Consider the following 23,939-nt stretch of genomic DNA (forward strand, 5'->3'; position numbering starts at 1 on the left):
CTTAGATGGGGCAGCGGAAGGGGGAAGGTCAAGAGGCACAAGGCGTGCTACACCAACTTTAGTCCTTGATCTGGCAGCGCCCGGTATCACGGAACGTATTGCTGTAGCCCAGTGGCGTCATCGTGATCACAGCTTTCATTGAGGGCTTGAAAATGGACAGGCGATAGGACTGATTTGCATAGCTTACACCGCTGGCATTCGTGGCCGAGCCTTTAACATCGCCCAGCTTGTATTTGAACGAGATTTTCTTCGCACTCTCGGCGATCTTGGACGTTACAACCGGACTGCCCATATAATGATCAATCACGCCGTCAATTATCTTAGCTTTTCCGGTTGACCGATCATAGTCGACATAGATGGTTGGCCCCATCCAGTTGCCGCCTGAACGCTTCATTTGCAGGTCACATTTATAGGTTTCTGAAAATGCTGGGCTAACAAAAATATTTGCAGTGATTATCGCTGTCTGAGCCAATATCAATTTCATAAATAAAATCCTCTCGCCATAGTCGAGCAAGGATCTAAAGGATGTCGCATAATTGCAACCTAGTTCTCGGATCAATGGGCGGTTTGTACCGAAGGACCGGTAGCCCCCAATCGCATCGACTGACGTCTGGCTATTTAATGATGCTCGCCAGCGCGCCGAGTGGACAAGCTGCACATACACATAAAAAATCTCGCCCTACACCGGCATGGTGTGAGGGCGAGATAAGCAATCGCTACACTGTTACGCATGGCATAACGGTAAGCATATTCACCTTATGGTTGCAAGTGATTTATATCCTAAGGATCAGGTCGACGCTACCAGACTTCTCCTCCGGGCTTTGCCGCGTCCTTTAGCAAATCGAACGCATATTGAGCGACCGAACGGAAACAGACCAGAACTGCAGTCTCGTCATCCTCCAGATAGAAGGCGGCCGGAATTTGCGCGATGCGCGTGCGGCGCAGCATGCCGGGTTGCATGACCGAGGTGTCGGCAGGCGTCAGTTTGGCAATCACTTCGCGGCAGGCAGCGCCCTTCACGCGGTACACGGCACGGGCGTCCGAGACGTTGACGACCAGCGAATGCTCATCGCCCAGCGACTTGGCCGCCGCCTCGACAATGGCCGCCGCTTCGGCATGATCGACAATCAGCAACAGCTCGTCCGGTGACATCCAGCCCACACGGCCTTTGGCGCCTTCCGTAACCTCGCCCTGCCCTGGCATGGCAGCACCCGTGGCGGCTTTCACCGCCTTGGCAACACCTTTCGAGGCCAGATCACCGCGCAGGGTAATCATGCCGGTTAGGCCTGCCTCTTCGACTTTACAATAGCCGTCAAACGACGCGCCTTGGAGTGCGGATACAGCGTTAGACATTCTGCTTCTCCCCGTCCTTGTCATAGAAAACCGGATCGCAAATCCGCGCCTTGATCACCGTGTTCGTACCATCCACCGTCGGGAAGTCGACGACTTCGCCCATACGGTCGGGACCGTGCAGCACAAGCCCCATCGCGATGCCTTTCTTCAGCGTCGGTGAATAATAGGTCGAGGTCACGCGGCCAATCATGTTGCGTTGACCGTGGACATTGTCGCCCTCGCCCACCGCGTAAGCCCCATCCGGCAAGACAGACCCGTCCAGCGTTTCCAGCCCCACCAGTTTCCAACGTTCGGGATCGGTCATGTGCGACCGTTGCTGTGCGCGTTTACCAAGGAAGTCTTCCTTCTTCTTGGAAATCGCCCAGTTCAGCCCCAGATCCTGCGGGATCACGGTGCCGTCGGTCTCGTCGCCGATCATGATAAAGCCCTTCTCGGCGCGCATGATGTGCAGACACTCGGTGCCGTAAGGCATGACGCCGAACTCTTCCCCGGCCTCAAGCAACGCATCCCAGAAGGCGCGGCCTTGGCTGGCAGGCACGGCGATCTCGTAGGACAGTTCGCCCGAGAACGAGATACGATAGACGCGAGCGTCGAACGCGCCGATCTTGCCATCGGCCCACTGCATGAAGGGCAACGCCTCTTTCGAGACATCCATGCCGCCGCCAGCTTGTGCATTGAGCTTCTCAAGCACCTTGCGGGCGTTCGGACCAACCACGGCGACCTGCGCCAGCTGCTCGGTCACGTTGGCAACATAGACTTTCCAGTCCCACCACTCGGTTTGCAGCCATTCCTCCATCCACGCGTGGATGCGATCAGCACCGCCCGAGGTCGTGTGACACAGCCACGTGTCTTCTTCGATACGGGCGACAACTCCATCATCCGACAGGAACCCGTTTTCCGAGCACATCAGACCATAGCGGCATTTACCGACAGCCAAGTTCGACATCATGTTGGTGTACATCATGTCCATGAACTTGCCCGCGTCGGGGCCTTTCACGATCAGCTTACCCAGTGTCGAGGCATCCAGCAGGCCGAGGTTTTCGCGGGTGTTTAGCACCTCGCGGTTTACAGCCTGTTCGTTGGTCTCGCCCGGTTTCGCGTAGCAATAAGGGCGACGCCAGTGGCCGACAGGTTCCATATAGGCACCCGCGTCTTCGTGCCACTGATGCATCGGCGTACGACGGATCGGCTGGAAGATTTCATGGCGCGCTTCGCCTGCAATCGCACCGAAGCTGATCGGCGTGTAAGGCGGGCGGAACGTGGTGGTGCCGGTGGTCGGGATCTCTTGATCCAACGCATCAGACAAAATCGCCAAGCCATTGATGTTGGAAAGTTTCCCTTGGTCCGTCGCCATACCCAGCGTGGTGTAGCGCTTGGTGTGTTCGACGCTCTCATAGCCTTCACGCGCGGCCAGTTGAACGTCAGAAACCTTCACGTCGTTCTGATAATCCAGCCACATTTTCATGCGTTTCTTAATGCTGGCACCTTGCGGCATGATCCAGACAGGCGCCATCGGCTGGGCCTCTTCTGCATCGGCCTTGGGGCCTGCCTTGCGGATGGCCTTACCACCAGCTGCCTTGGCCGCAGCCTTGCCAGCCTCATAGGCATTTTCCAGCACTCCGGCCAGATCCAGCGGACCCGAGGCCGAACCAGCGGTAACAACGAATGCTTCGCCATCGTGACCGGTCGGCGCGCGGTCGGGATCGGGGCGGAAATGGGTTTGCGCCTCGTCCCAGATCAGCTTGCCGCCGCAATGCGACCACATGTGGACGACCGGAGACCAGCCACCCGACATGGCAACCGCATCACACGCGATCTCTTCCAGCGCCGCGCCTTCGCCTGCCTGCAAGCAGATCGAGACGCCGGTAACGCGCTTGCCGCCATTCACCTTGGCGATGGCACGACCCGGTTCGACCCGGATACCAGCGGCACGGGCGGCTTCGGCCAGCGGGCCGGTTGCCTCGGGACGGGCATCCAGAACCACGGGCACGTCCAGCCCGGCTTCTTTCAGCGTCAGCGCGGTGCGATAGCCGTCGTCATTGTTGGTCACAACCACAGTGCGGTCGCCAACCGACACGCCCCAGTTCACGGCATAATCACGCACGGCCGAGGCCAGCATGACGCCGGGAATATCGTTGCCCGCGAAGGACAATGGACGTTCGATTGCGCCGGTTGCGGTAACGATCTGCTTGGTGCGAATGCGCCACAGACGGTGACGCGGACGCCCGTCGCCCGGCGTGTGATCTGCCACACGCTCGTAGCCCAGCACATAGCCGTGGTCATAGACGCCCGACGCCATCATGCGGGTGCGCAGGGTGACGTTCTCCATGCCTTCGAGCTCGGCGACGGTGGCGTCGATCCATGCCTCAACGGACTGACCGTCGATTTCGCCACCATCTACGGCAGCGCGGCCACCCCAGTGATGGGTTTGCTCCATCACCAGCACTTTCGCGCCCGAACGGCCAGCAGCCAGAGCCGAAGCCAAACCGGCCACACCGCCGCCGATGATCACAACATCGGTGTGGTGATAGTAATGCTCGTAACGATCCGCGTCGGCTTCGGTCGGGACTTGACCCAGACCGGCAGATTTACGGATCACCGGCTCGAACACGTGCTTCCACGCGGCCGCAGGTGCCATGAACGTCTTGTAATAGAAGCCAGCTGGCAGGAAGCGCGCGGCATAGTTGTTCACCACACCCACGTCGAACTCGAGGCTCGGCCAGTGGTTTTGCGACGTACAGGTCAGACCGTCAAACAGCTCGGTCGTTGTGACCCGCTGGTTGGGTTCAAAGCGATCGCCCTGCCCCAGATTGACCAAGGCGTTCGGCTCTTCCGCGCCAGAGGCCACGATCCCACGCGGACGGTGGTATTTGAACGAACGACCCACCAGCATCTGGTCTTCGCCCAGAAGTGCGGCGGCCAGCGTGTCGCCCTCATAGCCCTTCATACGTTTGCCGTTGAAGGTGAAGTTTTTTGGTTTCGAACGGTCGATCAGGCGACCGCCGCTTGCCAGACGGGTGCTCATTTATAGCCCTCCCAGTCAGGGTGTTTCGCCTTCACCGCGTCGATCACATCCTGCGGTGGTTCGGTGGTTTGCGCCGAGTAGGTCGCGTAGACTTCAAGCGTCATCGTGTTACGCGCCGCATGGAACCACTTGCCGCAGCCCGAGACATGCCGCCAGCGTTCAAAGTGAACACCTTTCGGGTTCTTGCGGTGGAACAGATAGGTTTCGAACTCGTCATCAGACGAGCCGGGACCAAAGCGCTTCAGATGCGCTTCGCCGCCGCCATGCAGGTCCGTTTCATCGGCCATTACGCCGCAATAGGGGCATTCAAGGATCAGCATGGCTGTACTCCTTCCAAGAAAAACAGAGGATCGCGCCCGGCCCGAGGGGGGGCGTATTCACGCCCGCCCTGTGGGGCGGGTCGGGCGTGATCCGTCGCGGCGAGCGCGACGGAAACAGGCTTATGAGACAGGTTCATACGCATCAGTGCGCCACCCCCGCAGCCACGCTTTCATCGATAAAGCGTCCTTCGGTGAAGCGGTTCAGGCCGAACTCGGCGGCCAGCGACCCCGGCTCGCCTTTCGCAACGGTCTCGGCCATGGCCCAGCCCGATCCGGGGATCGATTTGAAGCCGCCGGTGCCCCAGCCACAGTTGATGAAGCAGTTGCCCAGTGGCGTCTTACCGATGATGGGTGATCGGTCTCCGGTCACGTCCACGATGCCGCCCCATTGGCGCAGCATTTTCAGGCGCGAGATGATCGGGAAGGTCTCGACCAGCGCGCGCACGGTTTCTTCCACGTGGTGGAACGATCCGCGCTGGGTGTAGTTGTTGAACCCGTCGGTGCCGCCGCCAATCACAAGCTCGCCTTTGTCCGACTGGGACATATAGCCGTGCACGGTGTTGGCCATGACGACCACGTCGATGCAGGGTTTGATCGGCTCGGACACCAGCGCTTGCAGGGCGACGCTTTCCATCGGCAGACGGAAACCTGCCATCTCGGCCAGATGGCCTGCGTTCCCGGCCACAACCATCGCCAGCTTGTCGCAATCGATCTGACCATGGGTGGTGTCGACACCGGTGACGTTGCCGTTTTCCTGACGCACGCCGGTCACTTCGCATTTCTGGATGATGTCCATACCCATGTCGGAACAGGCACGGGCATAGCCCCACGCCACCGCATCGTGACGCGCGGTTCCCGCACGGGCCTGCCACAGCGCACCCAGAACGGGATAGCGCGGGCCGTGGATGTTCATGATCGGCACCAGTTCTTTCACGCGCTCGGGCGAAATGAACTCGGTCGTGACACCTTGCAGCGCGTTGGCATGGGCCGTGCGCACATATCCGCGCACTTCGTGCTCGGTCTGCGCCAACATCATAACGCCACGGGGGCTGAACATGACGTTATAGTTCAGGTCCTGCGACATCGTCTCGTAAAGCGAGCGCGCCTTCTCATAGATCGCCGCCGAGGGATCCTGAAGATAATTCGAGCGGATGATGGTGGTGTTACGGCCCGTGTTGCCGCCACCCAGCCAACCTTTTTCGATGATCGCCACATTGGTGATCCCGAAATTCTTGCCCAGATAAAAGGCGGTGGCCAGACCATGGCCCCCTGCCCCTACGATCACTACATCGTATTTCTTCTTGGGTTTGGGCGATTTCCACGCCCGCTCCCAACCAGTGTGATAGCGCGCAGCTTCCCGCGCGATGGCAAATGCCGAATAACGTCGCATGCGATTCCCCTGTCTGGGTTTTCGGTTTGTGTCGGTTTTACGCCGAAGCGACATGACACCATCCAAGATCAGCGTCATTTGATTGGAAAAAGACGACATAATCTACAAAACACGTCACTTTTCCGGCATTCTGATTGTCGCAGCCCCGGATCTGGGGTTTTGCGATGGCCCATCGCGCATTACATGGGGTGAGCTACTATTTGCAAAGCCACGCGGAGGATACATGGAAAACTTGGCATTCTGGGCCATTGTTGGGGCAACCACCCTGGCCACGATCCTTTTGCTGGCGCGCTGCTTGCTGACAGTTCCGCCGTCTGATCTTCCAGACGAGACCGCGATGAGCTCAGATATGAAGGTTTATCGCGATCAATTGGCGGAACTGGATCGCGACATCGACCGTGGCATCTTGTCAAAAGACGATGGTGACCGCGCCCGCGTTGAAATCTCGCGACGTTTGCTTGAAGCCGACAAAACTGCGCAAGCCCGCAAGGCAGGGGCTGAAACGCCCACGGGTCTGACCCGTGCAACAATGGGCATTATTGCCATAGCTCTGGTTGCAGGAAGCTTTGGTCTTTATTTGACCATCGGTGTGCCGGGGGCACCGGACTTTGGCCGCGCAAAACGCATCGCGCTGAGTGAAGAGATGCGCCAAAGCCGCCCGTCACAAGACGTAGCAGAGGCGCAGATGCCCGTGTGGGCGGGACCACCACAGGACGCTCCGGCAGATTACCTGAAACTGGTCGAAGGATTGCGTACTGCCGTTGCCAGTCGCCCCAATGATCCGCAAGGTCTTGATCTGCTCGCCACCCATGAAGCCGCCATCGGTAATTTGGTCGCGGCACGCGCGGCTATGGGGCAACTTCTTGACATCAAAGGTGAAACCGCAACCGCCAATGACTATGCGCGTCACGCCGAGCTGATGATTAACGCTGCGGGCGGATTTGTATCGCCAGATGCCGAAGCCATGCTGCGCCGTGCACTTGAAGTCGCGCCGAACCACGCGCTGGCCCGTTTCTATACCGGGCTGATGTTCGCCCAGAACCAGCGCCCGGATTTGGCATTCCGACTGTGGCGCCGGTTGTTGGAAGACGGCCCGACCGATGCCATCTGGTGGCCCGCAATCCGCGACCAAATCGGGGATCTGGCGGTGCTTGCAGGCGAAAACTATACCCCGCCCGCAGCGCCAATGCCCCCAGTTTCTGGCCTGTCAGGACCAAGCGATGAAGATATTGAAGCCGCATCCAGCCTGTCAGGCGAAGAGCGGGCCGAAATGATCCAGTCCATGATCACCCGCCTGTCAGACCGTCTGGCGACCGAAGGTGGTACGCCTGAAGAATGGGCGCGGCTGGTATCCGTCCTGGGTGTGGTGGGCGACACACAGCGTGCAACCGCAATCTGGGCCGAAGCGCAAACGATTTTCGCAACTCATCCAGAAGCCCTTGAAACAGTGCGCGCCGCCGCCAAGCAGGCAGGAATCGCGCAGTGATTTTTGATAGCATCGAAGAATTCGCAGCCACCTTGCCCCCAATGACAGCCTTGGCTGGGCTGGATCTTGGCACCAAAACCATCGGCGTCGCGGTCTCGGACAGTTTTCGGCAGGTTGCAACGCCGCTTGAGACCATCAAGCGCAAGAAATTCACGCTGGACGCCGAGTGCCTGCTTCAGATTGCCAAGGGCCGGCAGTTGGGCGGGCTGGTGCTTGGCCTGCCGCGCAATATGGATGGGTCCGAAGGCCCACGCTGCCAATCCACCCGCGCTTTCGCGCGTAATCTTGAAAAACTGACCGATCTGCCAATCACCTTCTGGGATGAACGCTTGTCCACCGTCGCCGCGGAACGCGCACTTCTCGAGGCGGATACGTCCCGAAAGCGTCGCGCAGAGGTCATCGATCACGTCGCCGCTGGGTATATCCTACAAGGCGTATTGGACCGATTGGGACACCTGACATGACGGACGACGTCTGGAAACGAAATGAGATCGCAAGCCCCTGCATAAAGATCTGCGTGGTCCATCCCGAGGCCCGGATCTGCACCGGCTGCTATCGGACGATCGAAGAGATCGGCGGTTGGTCCGGCATGACCAATGACGAACGCGCCCGGATCATGGACGAATTGCCCAGCCGCAAATCCAACCTAACCAAACGGCGCGGCGGGCGACGTGCACGGTTGAACAAAAGCTGATCACCCTCTTTCACCGCATCGTGACAGCGCGACGCCGCAATTGGGGCTATGACTGTCTGACACAGATCGGAGATCATAATGCGCCTTGTCACGACAACAGCTCTTCTAGGCCTGCTTTCCAGCACTGCCTTTGCCGCCGATTGGAACACACGGCCAGATGATCAGCTTCTGTCTCGTGCGGATCTCGAACAGCAATTGGTCGGACAGACCCTGACCTTTTTCGACGATGGGCAGTCTGTGTATTCGGAGAATGGCGAATACGCGTACACCTATGGCGGTGGCGGCACATGGCTTGGGCATTACGAGCTGAAGGATGACAGCAGTGTCTGCGTCACCTTTGTTACAGGCGTCAGACGGTGTGATCTGATCGTCGAAGCAAATGATCGTCTGGTTGTCATCACTGAAGACGGATTGCGGTTCCCGATCCGTTAGCGCCGGGAACCGCTAGGGCATTAGCCGTCGTTGCCGTGCAATGCGCGGACCAGTTCCATCACCGCGTCTTTCCCAGCCAAAATATCCGAACCAAGGATAGGCGCGTCCACATCCAGCGGTACGCCTTTGCCCTCGTGGTTGCCGCCGTCCATGTCCAGATAGCGTTCGTTTGAAATCGTCGCGACCCACCAGTTTGGCAGCACCACAAAAAACTTGTCCGAAAAGATGCCATTCGACGGTTCGCCAAGGATTTTCACCTGATCGAAATGCCCCAGTGCAAGCGCAAATGTCTCGGCCGCGCTGGCGGTATAGCCACTGGTCAGCACATAGATCGGCTTGTCATAATGCACCCCTTCCGTCGGCGTGATCTGCAAATCCATAAGCTGGTGCCATCCGTCGGCGGCCTTTACTTGCTTGCTTCCCACTGGCACGGGCTGGTCTGTGAAGCGCCCGGCGATATAGTACCCAACCCGGTCATCCCCGCCGCCATTCATACGAAGATCGATGATCAGCGCGTCCGTGTCCGACAGCTCGCTAAGCAACTGATCCATCGCGGCAGCCAGTGGTGCAGAGTTATCTGCCAGAAGCGTTCCATCCATGCCGATAATTGCCACATAGCCCATGTTGTCGGCGGTGCGCCCATAGGCGATCGTATCGGCCGCCATGCTGGGCTCGCCTTCGATGGTGTTGCCCAACCATTCCCGCGCCATGCCCTCGAACCGCTCTTCGCCGATGTCGCTGATCCAGGCAGGATTCTCGCCAAACTCGGCTGAGTTCACGATGGTTTGCAGCGACACGTGGTCATCATTCAGAGGCTGCGACATCTCGACAAGGATTTCAAATAGGCGACCACGGCCTATGCCCGCCTCAACCTCGGGCCGGTATTTAGCACGCATGGCCTGCCAGTCGACGCCACGCTCTTCAAAATACGCGTAGTTTTCGTTGAAATAGCTCCAATAGACGTCAAAATTCTCTAAGGCACCCCAGCCGGGACGATCATCGCATGACGGCGGAAGCCCCTTAACCGGCGTAAATGTAATGTCGCTGAGTTTTCCGATCTCAAGCGCAAGATCATTGCCCCGTGGGATCAGCTCAAACTCAAACGCATCTCCAAACCACCCCATGCCCGATAGCTCCAGAGCGCCGTGAAGGTGGCCATCCTGTACAGCCTCAAGGCTTGACGTGCCAAGCTCGACACAGCCGCCGGCGCTGACTTGGTCAAATTGCACATAGTCCTGCGTTTTGGTCATGTACATGCCATAGCCAATTGACTGCCACACGCCGTCTTGGGCGAACGCCAAGCCCGGCAACGCTGTGGCCAGCACAACCAACCCATGTTTCATAGACATCAGATACAACTCCCTGTGATGCGTTTTCCCACAGATGGGTGCGCCGCGTCACAGGTTCAACTGCAAAATGTTAATCTTTTAAACATTTTCGGAATTTATTTCCGCGGCGCGTTTTTCGACCAGCTCGACGATGTGATCCACCATCTTTTCGTTGTCCAACTTGTGGTCTTGTTTGCCCGCCATATAGACCATGCCCGAACCTGCCCCACCGCCAGTAAAGCCCACATCGGTCATCAAAGCCTCGCCCGGACCATTCACCACACAGCCAATGATCGACAGGCTCATCGGGGTGTGGATATGCGCCAGACGTTTCTCCAGTTCAGCCACAGTTTTGATCACGTCAAAACCCTGTCGTGCGCAGGATGGGCACGAGATGATGTTGACGCCGCGATGGCGCAACCCGAGGGATTTCAGGATCTCGTAGCCCACTTTCACCTCTTCCACTGGATCGGCGGACAGGCTGACGCGGATGGTGTCCCCAATCCCCGCCCAAAGAAGATTACCCAGACCAATGGCAGATTTAATGGTGCCGGACACAAAACCGCCCGCTTCGGTGATCCCAAGGTGAATTGGGGCATCTGTTGCTTCGGCAATCCCGTGATACGCGGCCGCCGACAGGAACACGTCCGAAGCTTTCACGCTGATCTTGTATTCGCGAAAATCGTTGTCTTCCAGAATGCGGATATGCTCCAAACCGCTTTCCACCATCGCCTCGGGACAAGGTTCCCCATATTTTTCAAGCAGATGCTTTTCCAGCGATCCAGCGTTCACCCCGATCCGGATCGAACAGCCATGATCCTTCGCAGCCTTGATCACCTCGCGCACGCGGTCTTCGTTCCCGATGTTTCCGGGATTGATCCGCAAGCAGGCCGCGCCTGCCTCGGCTGCCTCAATCGCACGTTTATAGTGGAAATGGATATCCGCAACGATAGGCACAGGGCTTTCGGCCACGATCTCTTTCAACGCGGTGGTTGATCCCACATCCGGGCAGGAAATACGCACAATATCAGCGCCCGCTTCAGCAGCGGCAAGCACCTGCCCCAGCGTGGCCTTCACGTCCGAGCTGTCCGTATTGGTCATCGTCTGCACCGCAATCGGTGCCCCGCCCCCAACAGGCACATTGCCCACCATGATCTGCCGGGACTTCCGGCGCTCGATATCACGCCATGGACGAATGGGATTGTGAGACATTGTAGATTTCCTACTGGCTGTACGTGCTCAGACAGATAACCTGCGTTCCAGAGCGCCACAAGGCGCGCCCGAAAATAGATCTGTAATTGTGCGGGTTAAGGTGCAGCTTGAAGTTCAGCCACGACCGTGGCCAGATCTGCGTCGCCGTCCAAATCTGCCAGCGCAAAGTTTTCAAGCAGTTCATCATGGGACAATATGATGTTCTTAACAACCGTAGGGCCGTCACCTGCCGGGCCATACGCCGCCCCATTCAAGGCGAAATAGATCGATCCAGCATTGCCCGATCGCATAACCGCTGCTTGCTCGGTTTTTGGCAGAACGTAATGCTCTCCTGCATCAAGAATCTTTTCGAAAATCACGCTGCCATCGGCAGTCTGGATCCGTACCCAAGATGGGCGCACAGCAAAGACAGCAACATCCGCTGCATCCGCACCCAGAACCTGCACACCATTTTCAGACGAGGCCTCAGCTAGGCGAGTACTATTCTCCGGAAGGGTTCCTTCGGCATGGTGAACTTCAGGCGTTTCCAGTCCAGCCCAGACCCCAACCGAGTTGGGGTTCAGCGTTGAGATCGGTGCATCGCGATGCGTCAGCAACGGAACATCTAACGCCTGAGGTCGATAGAGACGATCCAACGCTTCGACCGTTGGAGGTGTCACAAGACCAGCTGTAACGACGGAGGTACTGTCATCCGTTTCAATCAGCGCAGACCCGCCAATATCCGGCAATTCCGACAGAACTCCAGGTGTTTGCTCAATCGGCGCGAAATCCACGCGCTGCACTTCCTTCAGCAGCGCCCAACCACCATAGCCGAGCCCGCAGATCAGCAAAAGCAACATGGAAACTGACCCAATAGCACCCGGTTCAACCCCGTTGAAAACGCTTTCTCGTTGCGGCACCCAAGTCGCATTGGGATTTGCCAAAGGATCACCGCGAAGATCAGATTTGCGCGGCGTTTTCTTTTCGCTGACCAGACTGTTGGAAAGGCCGCGATCCACTTCGAAACCTGCCTCCTTACAGAAGGTCGAAAATGCCCATTCCGGGTCAAGTCCCAGATACCGCGCATAAGAGCGCACATAGCCTGCGACAAACCCTTGCGAGGCAAAGGCCGTAGGATCTGCGTTTTCGATGGCTGAGATGTAGGACGCCTTGATCTTCAACTCGCGCTGGACATCCAGAAGCGACTTACCAAGCGTCGCACGTTCGCCGCGCATCACGTCGCCCAACAGGACCTCGAAGGAATCGAACCCCGTAGGTTGTTCTTCTTCCTCGACCTGAGACGTACTCCAACGCCCGATCATACGACTGCTCCTGATGCCTTACATTGTCCTTAGGAAACGATTCGTTGCCAAATCTTGCCCTAAAGGGAAAGTAACACATCACGCAAAATTGTGTATATTAACTTTTCTACCTACGCAGAAAGTTCGGCGCGATTTAGCTCACAATGTGACCATAGGCTGTCCAGGGCCCGGACCAGCTTGTCCATTTCATCCGGTCCATGCACCGGCGACGGCGTAAACCGCAGGCGCTCTGTGCCCCGTGGAACGGTCGGAAAATTGATGGGCTGGACGTAAATTCCAAAGCTTTCCAACAACATATCCGACAGCTGCTTGGTATGGACGGGATCGCCCACGATGACCGGAACAATATGCGAGCCATGATCAATAATTGGCAGCCCCATCCCCTTCAGGCGGGTCTTCAGGATCTTGGCTTGCGTTTGATGTTGCTCGCGCAGCGCCTGATCTGTCTTCAGATGCTTCACCGACGCAGCCGCTGCGGCCGCCACCGACGGCGGCAAAGACGTCGTGAAAATGAACCCCGGTGCATAGGATCGCACCGCGTCACACATCTTGGCCGAGGCAGCAATATAACCACCCATCACGCCGTAAGCTTTGGCCAGCGTTCCATTGATAATGTCGATCCGGTGCGCAAGGTTATCGCGTTCGGTCACCCCTGCCCCGCGCGGTCCGTACATACCCACTGCGTGGACTTCGTCGATATACGTCAATGCGCCGAATTCATCCGCCAGATCGCAGATCTCTTCAATTGGGCCGAAATCGCCATCCATCGAATACACGCTTTCAAACGCGATCAGTTTCGGGGCGGCAGGATCGTCAGCTTCCAGCAGCTCGCGCAGATGGGTCACATCATTGTGGCGGAAGATACGCTTGGCGCCCCCGTTGCGGCGCACACCTTCGATCATCGAAGCATGATTCAGCGCATCCGAATAGATGATCAGCCCGGGGAACAGCTTGGGCAGCGTCGACAGCGTCGCGTCATTGGCAATGTAGGCCGACGTGAAAATCAGAGCGGCTTCTTTGCGGTGCAGGTCGGCCAGTTCGGCCTCTAGTCGCTTGTGGTAAACCGTAGTGCCCGAGATGTTGCGCGTCCCGCCGGAACCAGCGCCGGTGGCATCGATCGCTTCATGCATGGCCTCAAGCACAGCCGGATGCTGCCCCATGCCCAGATAGTCATTGCCGCACCAAACGGTAACCGGTGCTTCGCTTCCATCAGGCTTGGTCCAAGTTGCATGAGGGAACTGCCCTTTGCGGCGTTCAATCTCGATGAAGGTGCGGTAACGCCCTTCCTCATGCAGGCGCGACAGCGCCTCGTCCAGCTTGTGATCGTAGTCCAAATTACCCTCCCGGGCCGTTTCATCCTGTTCCCTGCACAGTCTTATACAAGGATTCCCCCGCATTACGCATTCAAAAAAACGTATATTGCGCCTGTTCGCTTGCCCAACTATCGGGACTGGGGTGGGTTTTACATTGATCCATCTCAAACGGAAGAGATTTCCGTCCTGTCGCGACAACTCGTCCCGGTCGGGATCCAGCCGATCGGATCTGGACAGTCGTGGCCGCAATGATAGGCTTGGCTCAAATTTCCCGACACCGGAGACACGACATGTCGCTTGATCACGTATTGAACCGCATTGATGCGGAGCTTCCCGCCGCACTCGACCGCCTGATGGAGCTTCTGCGCATCCAGTCGATTTCCACCGACCCCGCCTTTGCTGATCATTGCGTGACCGCAGCAGATTGGCTGGTCAATGACTTGAAAACAATCGGCTTTCAGGCCGAGCGGCGCGACACGCCGGGGCATCCGATGGTGGTGGGTCATGGTGGCGACGGTGACCGGCACCTGTTGTTCTATGGCCATTATGATGTACAGCCCGTGGATCCCCTGGACAAGTGGGATCACGACCCGTTTGCCCCCTTCATCGAAGACACCCCCAACGGTAAAATCATCCGTGCGCGTGGGGCATCAGATGACAAGGGCCAGTTGATGACCTTTGTCGAAGCTTGCCGGGCCTGGAAAGAGGTGCACGGCGCGCTTCCCGCAAAACTAACGATCTTTTTCGAAGGCGAAGAGGAATCAGGCTCGCCTTCGCTTGTTCCCTTCATGGAGCAGAATCGCGATGAGCTGAGCGCCGATATCGCGATGATCTGTGACACAGGCATGGTCAGCCCCGGTGTACCGTCGATTGCCAGCCAATTGCGCGGGATGCTGAAAGATGAGTTCACACTCGTCGGCCCAAAGCTTGACCTGCATTCGGGGCATTATGGCGGCCCCGGCCTGAACCCACTGCGCGAAATGTCCCGCATCATCGCCAGTTTCTATGATGAAGAAACAGGTAAAGTTGCCATTGATGGGTTCTATGACGGCGTCCACGACACGCCGACCCAGCAATTGCAGGGATGGGAAAATTCGGGCTTCGACGAAAAAGCCTATCTGGACAATGCAGGCTATACGCAATGCCACGGCGAAAAAGACCGCTCGTGCCTTGAACAGCAATGGGCGCGCCCAACGCTTGAGGTAAACGGCATCTGGGGTGGCTATAACGGGGTGGGGTCGAAGACGGTGATCCCGTCCGAAGCCCATTGCAAAATCACCTGCCGTCTGGTGGGCGATATGGACGCTGACAAACTGCGCGACCGCCTCCGCGCACATGTCGAAGCGCAACTGAAGCCTGATATGAAAGTGATTTGGGACAACGATCTGGAAGGCTCGCCTGCCTCAGTGATGGACATCACCCGGCCCGAATTCAGTGCCGCACAGAAGGCCCTGTCTGACGAATGGAAACGCGAGGCTGTCTTTGCCGGCATGGGCGGTTCGATCCCGATTGCAGGCTATTTCAAGACGATCCTGGGCATGGAAAGCATGTTGGTTGGCTTTGCCAATGATGACGACAAGATCCACTCGCCAAACGAGAAATATGATCTTGAGAGCTTCCATAAGGGCATTCGCAGCTGGGCCCGCATTTTGGCCGAACTGGCGTAAACATCCCGTCTGGTCATACAAGACCCCACGCGCCAACTCCGCGCCTCGCCCTATATCGGCGGGGCGCTTTGTTTTGCGGGTGCAGTGCACCACCGCTGGATTTAGGATTGGCTTGATAGGGAAAGACGCCGCTGACCTGCCCGACACATGGAGTGTCGAAGACTGAACCGAGACCGCAATAGTTCATTGCCCCCCAATCCGCCCCGCTCGCAGTTGTCAGGGCCCAAGCGAATTGATTTTCGGACAGGCCGTTAACCCGCCCGGCTAACACGGACCTACAACCAAGGAGCGGCGAAAGAGGGGAAGAGCCCCAAGCGACTGATGCTGCGTTGTGGGCGCATGTTCACCGCTTGTGAAACAAGCCGTTAGCCTTGCTTCTCAGCGAACTCGATGTCAGGGAAGAAGACGGCAAGGGCGCTTGCATTTACGCCATCAGATCCGCGCCACCAGATCGCGGGATAACCCCAGTCATTATTGTGCTGACCTGTGTGTTGACGCTGAGATGGGTTTACAAACTCGCGATCGTAGCTTGGTCTATTCCGAGGCTTCAAGACGCCGGCCATACTCAAAATCTCAATAAGAACACGCCGCTCATCCAGATTAGACTTAACAGCCTCGCGAAGTTCGCGGGCCAAAACACTGGGGCTCGCATCATCCGGCAGGTTTGCTGCAATCCCGAGAATAGTCTGGAAAATTTCCACGTCCGCCTTTGTGGGGCTAATTTGGGGCTCGCGCCTGAATTGCGACAAATCGAACCAAGCGTAAATGACGTCGTCATGCCTCACACCGCCCCACTTATGTCTCTCAAAGTTTAGAACATTTAGATCTTCTGCCTGTGGTTCGTTGAAGCCATAATGCCCACATACCTGACATTGAACGGCACCAGAGGGTACGGTGCGGATTTCACTGGGCGACATTTTGTGATCCGGGAATTGCCTTGCGAATGCAAAACTTCCCAGAGCAGATCTAAGTTCAAGGCGCCTTGATGAAAGACTCGCAAGGAAAGCATCCCCGACTTCTTTGGGTGTGATTTCCCGCCGCGCTCTGGCCAGCTTGAGGACTAAGTCATCGTGGTCGGTCCTGATGGGATCGAACCAATACCCTTTGGATTTGGCGTACAGGATGTCATCATCGCTTGCGCCAACCGCAGTTTTGTCGAGCCACCCAGATTTCCAATGTGCATCCAGTAGAATCTTTACGGCTTTCTTGTCAAAATGCTTCATCGGTGAATTTTCCAACTCGCGAATAGATTTTTCAAGTCCTTCGAATGCCCGACCTTCAAAAATATCACCAGAACATCAGCTCCGTCCGCCAGGCTGACCGCAACGGTGATGTTGTGAATGGTGAATTTCATTAAACCTCACTCAGCGGCCACCCCACGCTGAAAAAGAGGCGATTAGCTGCTCCATACAGATGTCAAACGTCGGTACGTCAATGGGTTAATGGATGCGTCGGTGTCAAACTATCCTGCAAGGCACAGAAGCAGAAACTTTCCATCAGATACAACAGCATACACTACAGTCACGCCTGTCAAAAATTGAGAACTGGAAGTGAAGTGGCGCGGTTGACGGGGCTCGAACCCGCGACCCCCGGCGTGACAGGCCGGTACTCTAACCAGCTGAGCTACAACCGCGCGTGGCGGCTGGAATAGCCCGAGGTCGCCGAGGGGTCAATGGGAAAAACTGTTATTACTGGTGAAAACTTTCAACGCTTTCAGCAGGGGCGTTTCAGCACCTAGGAACGAAAAAACCCCGCCAAAGGCGGGGCTTCTTTCGGGCAGTGGTGGCGCGGTTGACGGGGCTCGAACCCGCGACCCCCGGCGTGACAGGCCGGTACTCTAACCAACTGAGCTACAACCGCTCACTGCCAGTCTTGCGACTGTTTGGGCGTTCTAGGCGTACCCGCCGGGGGCGTCAAGCGGCCTTTTGCAGTTTTCGAATTATTTTTCGATCACACGGTGCCCATGGTCAGGATGAAGATGGAAAATGATCCCCTGCCCGCCTGGCNGCTGAGCTACAACCGCGCGTGGCGGCTGGAATAGCCCGAGGTCGCCGAGGGGTCAATGGGAAAAACTGTTATTACTGGTGAAAACTTTCAACGCTTTCAGCAGGGGCGTTTCAGCACCTAGGAACGAAAAAACCCCGCCAAAGGCGGGGCTTCTTTCGGGCAGTGGTGGCGCGGTTGACGGGGCTCGAACCCGCGACCCCCGGCGTGACAGGCCGGTACTCTAACCAACTGAGCTACAACCGCTCACTGCCAGTCTTGCGACTGTTTGGGCGTTCTAGGCGTACCCGCCGGGGGCGTCAAGCGGCCTTTTGCAGTTTTCGAATTATTTTTCGATCACACGGTGCCCATGGTCAGGATGAAGATGGAAAATGATCCCCTGCCCGCCTGGCAAATCCATCATGCCGCCCTCGTCCAGCCCCAACCAACGGGCGCGCAACACGCGCGACAGAACGCCGTGGATAAAGATCACCGCGGGTTCTCTCAGGCTGCTCAGAAAACTGTCCGCACGCGTCTCTATGTCTAACAGCGCCTCACCTTCTGGCGCATTGAAATGCCAACTGACCATGTCCTGTTCAGCAAGTGTCGCCAGTTCCGGCCAGCTTGCGCGAATTTCCCGCATGGTTTTTCCTTCCCATGCCCCGAATGCGATCTCGGCAAGGCGTGCATCCTGTTTGATAGGGGCACCCATCCCTGCGGTCGCAATCCGCGCCGTGTTCAATGACCGCCCTTGTGGAGAGCTGAACGCCGTCACTCCCTCTAAATTCCCGATCTCACGACGCAGCATCCCGGCCATCGCAACGGCCTGACGCTGGCCTTTTGCGGTCAATGGCGAATCCAATCGTCCTTGATGGCGACCAGCCGCGTTCCATACAGTCTGCCCGTGGCGAACAACGAAAATCTCAGGGAATATATGCGTCATGAGCCCACTCAAACTGCCCAAGGATGAACGGCTAGGTCTAACAACTCGTGGTGAGCTAGGCAAGTTGGGCGCTGCTATCTGACGAAAGGGGATGTTGTTCAGATTCAGCAGAAAATCCGCTCTTTCAGCTGTTGCACGGAAACACATCTGCCAGCAACTGGACACCACCACTGCATGGGCGCATCTCATCGCTGTTGGCGCTTAGCCAGATATGCCTTGAGATGTGTCTGATAGTCAGAAGAACTGCGCCCAACCAGCCCGTGAACTCCGCGAATTGCTCCGGCACATAAATCACCCTCGATGAATGCGCGCATGATCTGGTTCGTGATGTTGGTACCGGCAAAATGCTGAACAGCCGTATGCCCCCCAAATGGCAAAGCGACAGGCCGCAGATCTGGATGAAGCGCACGGATGCGATCGGCATGCATACGATCTTGCGGGGTAAGTCTTGGATCATACGCGATGACCCCTTGAAGGCGCACCCCGCCGTCCATCGCCTCGAGATGATCAAGTGTGGGGTCCAATGTTGAAGCTTCTTTCAGGTATCCGGCCTCAAAAGGAGCCTTGTCTGGCATGATCGAATACTGCGGAGAGAAAAGCAAAACACGCCGCAATCGCAACGCATTTGCAAAAAGCAACGCACCATATCCTCCCATGGAAAAACCAATCGCACAGCTTTCCTTGTCGCGGCAAAACTGAGCTAGAAAAGACCGAAGCTGCTCGGTCTCGCTGTTCAGGAACCAGTCATTCCTACTGCTGCGGATACTAATATGCCCATAACCATTCTCGAGTCCCGTTTTTGACGGCTGATACTCGGGGAACGAATTCCGATCTCGTCGCCATCGGTCTAGCGTGACAACAAGCTTGGAACGATCGGTTTCGCTGCCTACGACCCGCAGCGCTTCTCCGTCAAAAAGAAGTTTAGGCAATCCGCTCTCCAAGCACATTAAGAGTTGTCGCTCGCCACGCGAGGCATGTGAACGCACATCTAAGCCTTTGACCTAGGGGCATTCAAGGTAAAGCTCCCACCAGCCATGCGTCGGATCACATGTATTATCAGCTGCTTTTAATTCCCGACGCTTTATGCCAGCTTCACGCTATCCCCTACCGGCAGAGAAACGGTGCGGGGACATGCCGAAAGCCTCGCGAAACCGTTTCGAGAAATAGGCAGATGAATCATACCCACATGCGACGGCAACCTCGACGACGGGCATATCGGTTTCTGCCAGCAAGATCCTAGCACGCTGCAGGCGCAGATCCTGCAAATACTTCTTGGGCGTCGTACTCAAATGGTGGCGAAACAAGCGCTCAATCTGGCGTCGGGAAATACCCAGTTCTTCAGTGACATCATCCAGATTGATGCTGTCTTCGAGGTGCTCTTCAAAATAGGTCAGCACACGCACCAGCTTGTCACTCCTCACACCGATTGACGCAGACGTTGAAGTCTGCTGGCGGTCCGTGTCAGATCGCTGGACTGTATGAAGGCACATGTTCAAAACGGCCTGCGCCAGAACAGGTCCATGTGTATCATAGATCAAGCGCAAGAATAGATCCGTCGCCGCGGCACCGCCACCACAGGTCAATACACGATTGTCGATCGTGTAAAGCTGCTCGACCGGATCCAGGTTTGGGAAATGCTCGCGAAATGGGGCAATGTTTTCCCAATGTAGTGTAAATTTCTGCCCGCTCAGAATGCCTGCTTTCGCCAGCGTATACGCCCCGGTGCACAGCGATCCGACTGTGCGCCCAAGGCGCCATTGCAGCCGAATCCAGTCCGAGACCTTGGTGGATACTGATTTCTCGGGTTGAACGCCCGAACACACGAAAATACGGCTATTGGCCGGCGTGTCGCCAATGGGCCGATCAATGCCAATTTCAATCCCGTTTGAGCAACGGGCATTCTCGCCATCCTCCGACATAGTTGTCCAACGATAGAGAAGCTGCCCCGTCAACTGATTTGCAATACGCAGGGGCTCAATCGCAGAGGTAAATGCCAGCATCGACAAGTTGTCGAGCAACACAAACACTATCGGCTCGGGCTCAGCGTTGGTGTCGATTGCGACATGGGCTACGCCCTTGGGAACGACAGGTTCTTGCATGACAATCCTGATTGATAATGGGTTCATATTAGTGGTCAGCGCGACAAAAACAAATGCCGACTGCGGCCTGTTAAATGCTGTCAGCGTCAGATTCTGAAAAAAGTGAAATTCACCTCTTGCCAACCCCTGATGAATAGAGATATGTCGCATCCCACGGAACGGGTCGTTAGCTCAGTTGGTAGAGCGCTTCGTTTACACCGAAGATGTCGGGAGTTCGAGCCTCTCACGACCCACCATCCGTTCCTCTTAAATATCAAGATGTTAGACAGCTGGGTATCCTTCACTCTTTGTTCTACTTGGAGAATTGCAATTTCGCACTTCGCGGGGACAAAGCCGTAGAACGACTATTTTATCACTCTGAACGCTTTTCGGATGCCTGCTTGAGGCGACTTCAACGCTCCCAGTGGAAGACTGGATTGCCCCCCTCTGTTTCAGCGTCACCATGGCCAACGATGAGCTACATACGTGACTTCCTGATGCATATGTATTCGTGTCGCCAAAACAGTTTTCACCATACTGAGTGACTTTTCTGAAAGGCGCATTGCAGCAGTGAACACACGAGAAATAATTTGACCTGCTGCACGCTTCAATCACCACATAAAATTGCGTCTGTGTGCGAGTGGGCGTTTCGCGTTACAGTCAGAGACAAGTCTGGTAAAAAACTCAACGCATCGCGACCCACCGGATTTAGGGGCACGGCCCGCTCAGGTCTGATGCCGTTCATAGAAGGCGCAGATATTCTTTTGCACTCGCTTCAGTTTTTAGTTGTTCCGTGCACAATCAACAGTGCTTTCGTCGACCGGGTCGATCTGCCAGACAGATCAGACAACGCTCGACTTATCGCGAATTGGTTCTACTAGGTCTAAATTGGCCATAAACCTTGGTAGGTATTGCGGGGGAGCAATTTCTCGCCCCCCCCCCGGCGTCTTTAAGGTCAAATCAGGATCAATGTGCAGCCGCACCCGGTCCGCCTGCGCCTTTGGCCAGTGCTTGCGCGGCGGCCTCTTCGGCGACTTCGTCCCATTCGACAGCTTCCGGTTTGCGCACCAAAGCGTGTTCCAGAACCTCGGACACATGGCTGACGGGGATGATGGTCAGCCCCTCTTTCACGTTGTCCGGGATCTCGCGCAGGTCTTTTTCGTTTTCCTGCGGGATCAGAACCGTCTTGATGCCCCCGCGCAGCGCGGCCAGCAGCTTTTCTTTCAAGCCACCGATGGCCAGCGCATTGCCGCGCAGCGTGACCTCGCCGGTCATGGCGATGTCTTTCTTCACCGGAATGCCCGTCAGGACAGACACGATCGACGTCACCATGGCCAGACCGGCCGATGGACCATCCTTGGGCGTTGCACCTTCCGGCACATGCACGTGGATGTCCCACTTTTCGAACTGGGGTGGCTTCACACCAATCTCGGGCGCAATCGAGCGGACATAGGAACTGGCTGCATCAATCGATTCCTTCATGACGTCACCCAGTTTCCCGGTGGTCTTCATCCGGCCCTTGCCCGGAAGGCGCAGCGCTTCGATCGACAGAAGATCGCCGCCCACGCTGGTCCAGGCTAGTCCGGTGACGACACCCACCTGATCGGCCTCTTCCGCCAGACCAAAGCGATGCTTGCGCACGCCCAGATAGTCGTCCAGCAGATCCGGCGTAACCTCGACGGTATCGACCTCTTTCTTCACCAGCTTGGTCACGGCTTTGCGCGCCAGTTTCGCCAGCTCACGCTTCAAGTTCCGCACACCAGCTTCGCGAGTGTAATAGCGGATGATATCCGTCAGAGTGCTTTCTGAAACGGAAAACTCACCCTTTTTCAGACCGTGATCCTTGATCGTCTGGGGCAACAGGTGCCGCGAGGCAATCTCGCGTTTCTCATCCTCGGTGTAACCGGCCAGCGAGATGATCTCCATCCGGTCCAGAAGCGGGCCCGGCATGTTGTAGGAGTTCGCTGTGGTCAGGAACATCACATTCGACAGGTCGTATTCCACTTCAAGATAGTGGTCGACGAAGGTCGAGTTCTGTTCCGGATCAAGCACTTCCAGCATCGCCGAGGCAGGGTCGCCACGGAAATCCTGACCCATCTTGTCGATCTCATCCAAAAGGATCAGCGGGTTCGTGGTTTTCGCCTTCTTCAGCGCCTGAATGATCTTACCGGGCATCGAACCAATGTAAGTCCGGCGGTGACCGCGGATCTCAGATTCGTCACGCACACCACCCAGCGAGATGCGAATAAACTCGCGTCCCGTGGCTTTGGCAACCGATTTACCCAAGCTGGTCTTACCCACGCCCGGAGGGCCAACAAGGCACATGATTGGGCCTTTCAGCTTTTTCGAGCGCTGCTGGACAGCAAGATATTCGACAATGCGTTCCTTGACCTTCTCAAGGCCATAGTGATCAGCGTCCAATACCTTCTGGGCATTGTGCAGGTCTTTCTTCACGCGGCTTTTCGTGCCCCAAGGCAGACCCAGCATCCAGTCCAGATAGTTGCGCACGACCGTGGCTTCCGCCGACATGGGCGACATGTTTTTAAGCTTCTTCAGCTCGGCATCTGCCTTTTCGCGGGCTTCCTTGGAAAGCTTTGTTTCCTCGATCTTTTCTTCCAACTCGGCCAGTTCGTTCTGACCTTCTTCGCCGTCGCCCAGTTCCTTCTGAATGGCCTTCATCTGCTCATTCAGATAGTATTCACGCTGGGTGCGCTCCATCTGAGACTTTACGCGAGTCTTGATCTTCTTCTCGACCTTCAAGACGGACATTTCACCCTGCATCAGGCCATAGACCTTCTCAAGCCGCTCAGACACGACAAAGGTTTCCAAAAGCTCTTGTTTCTGGTCCACTTCGACACCCAGATGACCAGCCACAAGATCGGCCAGCTTATCGGGCGCACGCGTCTCGGACACGGCAGCAAGCGCTTCTTCGGGGATGTTCTTCTTGATCTTGGCGTAACGCTCGAACTCTTCGCCGACCGAACGCAACAGCGCCTCGATCTCGTTCGGGTCGCCCGGACGTTCGTCGATCAGCTCGGCAAAAGCTTCGAAGTAATCGGCATTGTCCAAATAGTCGGTGATGCGCACGCGCGACTGACCTTCGACCAGCACCTTCACGGTGCCATCCGGCAGTTTCAGCAATTGCAGCACATTGGCCAACACACCAACCTGATAGATGCCGTCCACGTCCGGGTCATCAACCGATGGGTCGATTTGACTGGACAGCAGGATCTGCTTGTCATCCGCCATCACCTCTTCCAGCGCACGTACGCTTTTCTCGCGCCCTACGAACAGCGGCACGATCATGTGGGGGAAAACCACGATGTCGCGCAGCGGCAGGACGGGGAAGGATTGGCTCAGTTGCTCACTCATTGATCTTCCTTATAGTTGGGCAGTCCGCTTGTCCCCGAATGT

Annotated in this window: 20 protein-coding genes and 4 tRNA genes; 6 read left to right on the forward strand and 18 right to left on the reverse strand. The window is 56.7% G+C overall.

The genetic code is table 11. The features are described 5' to 3' along the window. Positions 1-58: 58 nt before the first annotated feature. The 5 genes from FIL88_RS08075 to FIL88_RS08095 form a co-directional block, all read right to left on the reverse strand. Positions 59-394, reverse strand: a complete 336-nt coding sequence (locus FIL88_RS08075) for a hypothetical protein (RefSeq protein ID WP_185960880.1) — start codon at positions 392-394, stop codon at positions 59-61. Between the two features lie 404 nt (positions 395-798). Next, positions 799-1,353 carry a sarcosine oxidase subunit gamma gene (locus FIL88_RS08080; RefSeq protein ID WP_142853237.1) on the reverse strand — a complete coding sequence of 185 codons (555 nt, stop codon included), beginning with the start codon at positions 1,351-1,353 and terminating at the stop codon, positions 799-801. Further along, on the reverse strand, positions 1,346-4,378 hold the full coding sequence (locus tag FIL88_RS08085) for a sarcosine oxidase subunit alpha family protein (RefSeq protein ID WP_142853238.1): 3,033 nt from the start codon (positions 4,376-4,378) through the stop codon (positions 1,346-1,348). Before FIL88_RS08085 ends, FIL88_RS08080 begins: the two co-directional genes overlap by 8 nt. After that, a complete protein-coding gene (locus FIL88_RS08090; RefSeq protein WP_142853239.1) occupies positions 4,375-4,698 on the reverse strand; it encodes a sarcosine oxidase subunit delta in 324 nt (107 codons plus the stop codon). Before FIL88_RS08090 ends, FIL88_RS08085 begins: the two co-directional genes overlap by 4 nt. Before the next feature lie 142 nt (positions 4,699-4,840). Further along, positions 4,841-6,088, reverse strand: coding sequence for a sarcosine oxidase subunit beta family protein (locus tag FIL88_RS08095; RefSeq protein WP_142853240.1), 1,248 nt, complete (start codon positions 6,086-6,088; stop codon positions 4,841-4,843). 223 nt (positions 6,089-6,311) lie between these two features. Between FIL88_RS08095 and ccmI the strand changes: the two genes are divergently transcribed. From ccmI to FIL88_RS08115, 4 genes are all read left to right on the forward strand, one after another. Next, positions 6,312-7,574 (forward strand): c-type cytochrome biogenesis protein CcmI, encoded by a 1,263-nt coding sequence (gene ccmI, locus FIL88_RS08100; RefSeq protein ID WP_142853241.1) that lies wholly within the window; start codon positions 6,312-6,314, stop codon positions 7,572-7,574. Then, complete coding sequence (gene ruvX, locus FIL88_RS08105) at positions 7,571-8,038, forward strand: Holliday junction resolvase RuvX (RefSeq protein WP_142853242.1); 468 nt, start codon at positions 7,571-7,573, stop codon at positions 8,036-8,038. Before ccmI ends, ruvX begins: the two co-directional genes overlap by 4 nt. Further along, positions 8,035-8,268 carry a DUF1289 domain-containing protein gene (locus tag FIL88_RS08110; protein WP_142853243.1) on the forward strand — a complete coding sequence of 78 codons (234 nt, stop codon included), beginning with the start codon at positions 8,035-8,037 and terminating at the stop codon, positions 8,266-8,268. Before ruvX ends, FIL88_RS08110 begins: the two co-directional genes overlap by 4 nt. A 78-nt stretch (positions 8,269-8,346) precedes the next feature. Beyond that, positions 8,347-8,700 carry a hypothetical protein gene (locus FIL88_RS08115; RefSeq protein ID WP_142853244.1) on the forward strand — a complete coding sequence of 118 codons (354 nt, stop codon included), beginning with the start codon at positions 8,347-8,349 and terminating at the stop codon, positions 8,698-8,700. Between the two features lie 20 nt (positions 8,701-8,720). Here the strand turns inward: FIL88_RS08115 and FIL88_RS08120 are convergent, their stop codons facing one another. The 4 genes from FIL88_RS08120 to hemA form a co-directional block, all read right to left on the reverse strand. Then, the gene (locus tag FIL88_RS08120) at positions 8,721-10,049 is read right to left on the reverse strand and encodes a S41 family peptidase (protein WP_142853245.1); all 1,329 of its coding nucleotides are present in this window, start codon (positions 10,047-10,049) and stop codon (positions 8,721-8,723) included. 78 nt (positions 10,050-10,127) lie between these two features. Next, on the reverse strand, positions 10,128-11,240 hold the full coding sequence (ispG, locus tag FIL88_RS08125; RefSeq protein WP_142853246.1) for a flavodoxin-dependent (E)-4-hydroxy-3-methylbut-2-enyl-diphosphate synthase: 1,113 nt from the start codon (positions 11,238-11,240) through the stop codon (positions 10,128-10,130). A 95-nt stretch (positions 11,241-11,335) separates the two neighbouring features. Continuing rightward, the gene (locus FIL88_RS08130; RefSeq protein ID WP_142853247.1) at positions 11,336-12,541 is read right to left on the reverse strand and encodes a helix-turn-helix domain-containing protein; all 1,206 of its coding nucleotides are present in this window, start codon (positions 12,539-12,541) and stop codon (positions 11,336-11,338) included. A gap of 110 nt (positions 12,542-12,651) precedes the next feature. Beyond that, entirely contained in the window at positions 12,652-13,875 is a 1,224-nt protein-coding gene (hemA, locus tag FIL88_RS08135) for a 5-aminolevulinate synthase (protein WP_142853248.1), read from the reverse strand. Between the two features lie 269 nt (positions 13,876-14,144). Between hemA and FIL88_RS08140 the strand changes: the two genes are divergently transcribed. Then, positions 14,145-15,521, forward strand: coding sequence for a M20/M25/M40 family metallo-hydrolase (locus tag FIL88_RS08140; RefSeq protein WP_142853249.1), 1,377 nt, complete (start codon positions 14,145-14,147; stop codon positions 15,519-15,521). Between the two features lie 365 nt (positions 15,522-15,886). On the opposite strand, the gene FIL88_RS08145 is transcribed toward FIL88_RS08140, so the two are convergent. From FIL88_RS08145 to FIL88_RS08175, 8 genes are all read right to left on the reverse strand, one after another. After that, positions 15,887-16,744, reverse strand: coding sequence for a hypothetical protein (locus tag FIL88_RS08145; RefSeq protein WP_142853250.1), 858 nt, complete (start codon positions 16,742-16,744; stop codon positions 15,887-15,889). Next, positions 16,741-16,875, reverse strand: a complete 135-nt coding sequence (locus tag FIL88_RS17025; protein WP_281281294.1) for a hypothetical protein — start codon at positions 16,873-16,875, stop codon at positions 16,741-16,743. The genes FIL88_RS08145 and FIL88_RS17025 overlap by 4 nt, the downstream gene beginning before the upstream one ends. A gap of 202 nt (positions 16,876-17,077) precedes the next feature. Continuing rightward, a tRNA-Asp gene (locus FIL88_RS08150) sits at positions 17,078-17,154 on the reverse strand. A gap of 150 nt (positions 17,155-17,304) precedes the next feature. After that, positions 17,305-17,381: transfer RNA gene (locus FIL88_RS08155), tRNA-Asp, on the reverse strand. A gap of 313 nt (positions 17,382-17,694) precedes the next feature. Then, positions 17,695-17,771 (reverse strand) — tRNA-Asp (locus tag FIL88_RS08160). A 79-nt stretch (positions 17,772-17,850) separates the two neighbouring features. Beyond that, on the reverse strand, positions 17,851-18,447 hold the full coding sequence (locus FIL88_RS08165) for a histidine phosphatase family protein (protein WP_185960881.1): 597 nt from the start codon (positions 18,445-18,447) through the stop codon (positions 17,851-17,853). A gap of 185 nt (positions 18,448-18,632) precedes the next feature. Continuing rightward, positions 18,633-19,433 (reverse strand): alpha/beta fold hydrolase, encoded by an 801-nt coding sequence (locus FIL88_RS08170; RefSeq protein ID WP_142853252.1) that lies wholly within the window; start codon positions 19,431-19,433, stop codon positions 18,633-18,635. Positions 19,434-19,544: 111 nt separating this feature from the next. Then, entirely contained in the window at positions 19,545-20,546 is a 1,002-nt protein-coding gene (locus FIL88_RS08175) for a GlxA family transcriptional regulator (RefSeq protein ID WP_142853253.1), read from the reverse strand. A gap of 160 nt (positions 20,547-20,706) precedes the next feature. Here FIL88_RS08175 and FIL88_RS08180 point away from each other — a divergent pair. Beyond that, positions 20,707-20,782, forward strand: a tRNA-Val gene (locus tag FIL88_RS08180). 709 nt (positions 20,783-21,491) lie between these two features. Here the strand turns inward: FIL88_RS08180 and lon are convergent. Then, entirely contained in the window at positions 21,492-23,897 is a 2,406-nt protein-coding gene (gene lon / locus FIL88_RS08185) for an endopeptidase La (protein ID WP_142853254.1), read from the reverse strand. Between the last annotated feature and the right edge of the window lie 42 nt (positions 23,898-23,939).

It is taken from the genome of Aliiroseovarius halocynthiae (genome assembly GCF_007004645.1).
Taxonomy (GTDB): Bacteria; Pseudomonadota; Alphaproteobacteria; order Rhodobacterales; family Rhodobacteraceae; genus Aliiroseovarius; species Aliiroseovarius halocynthiae.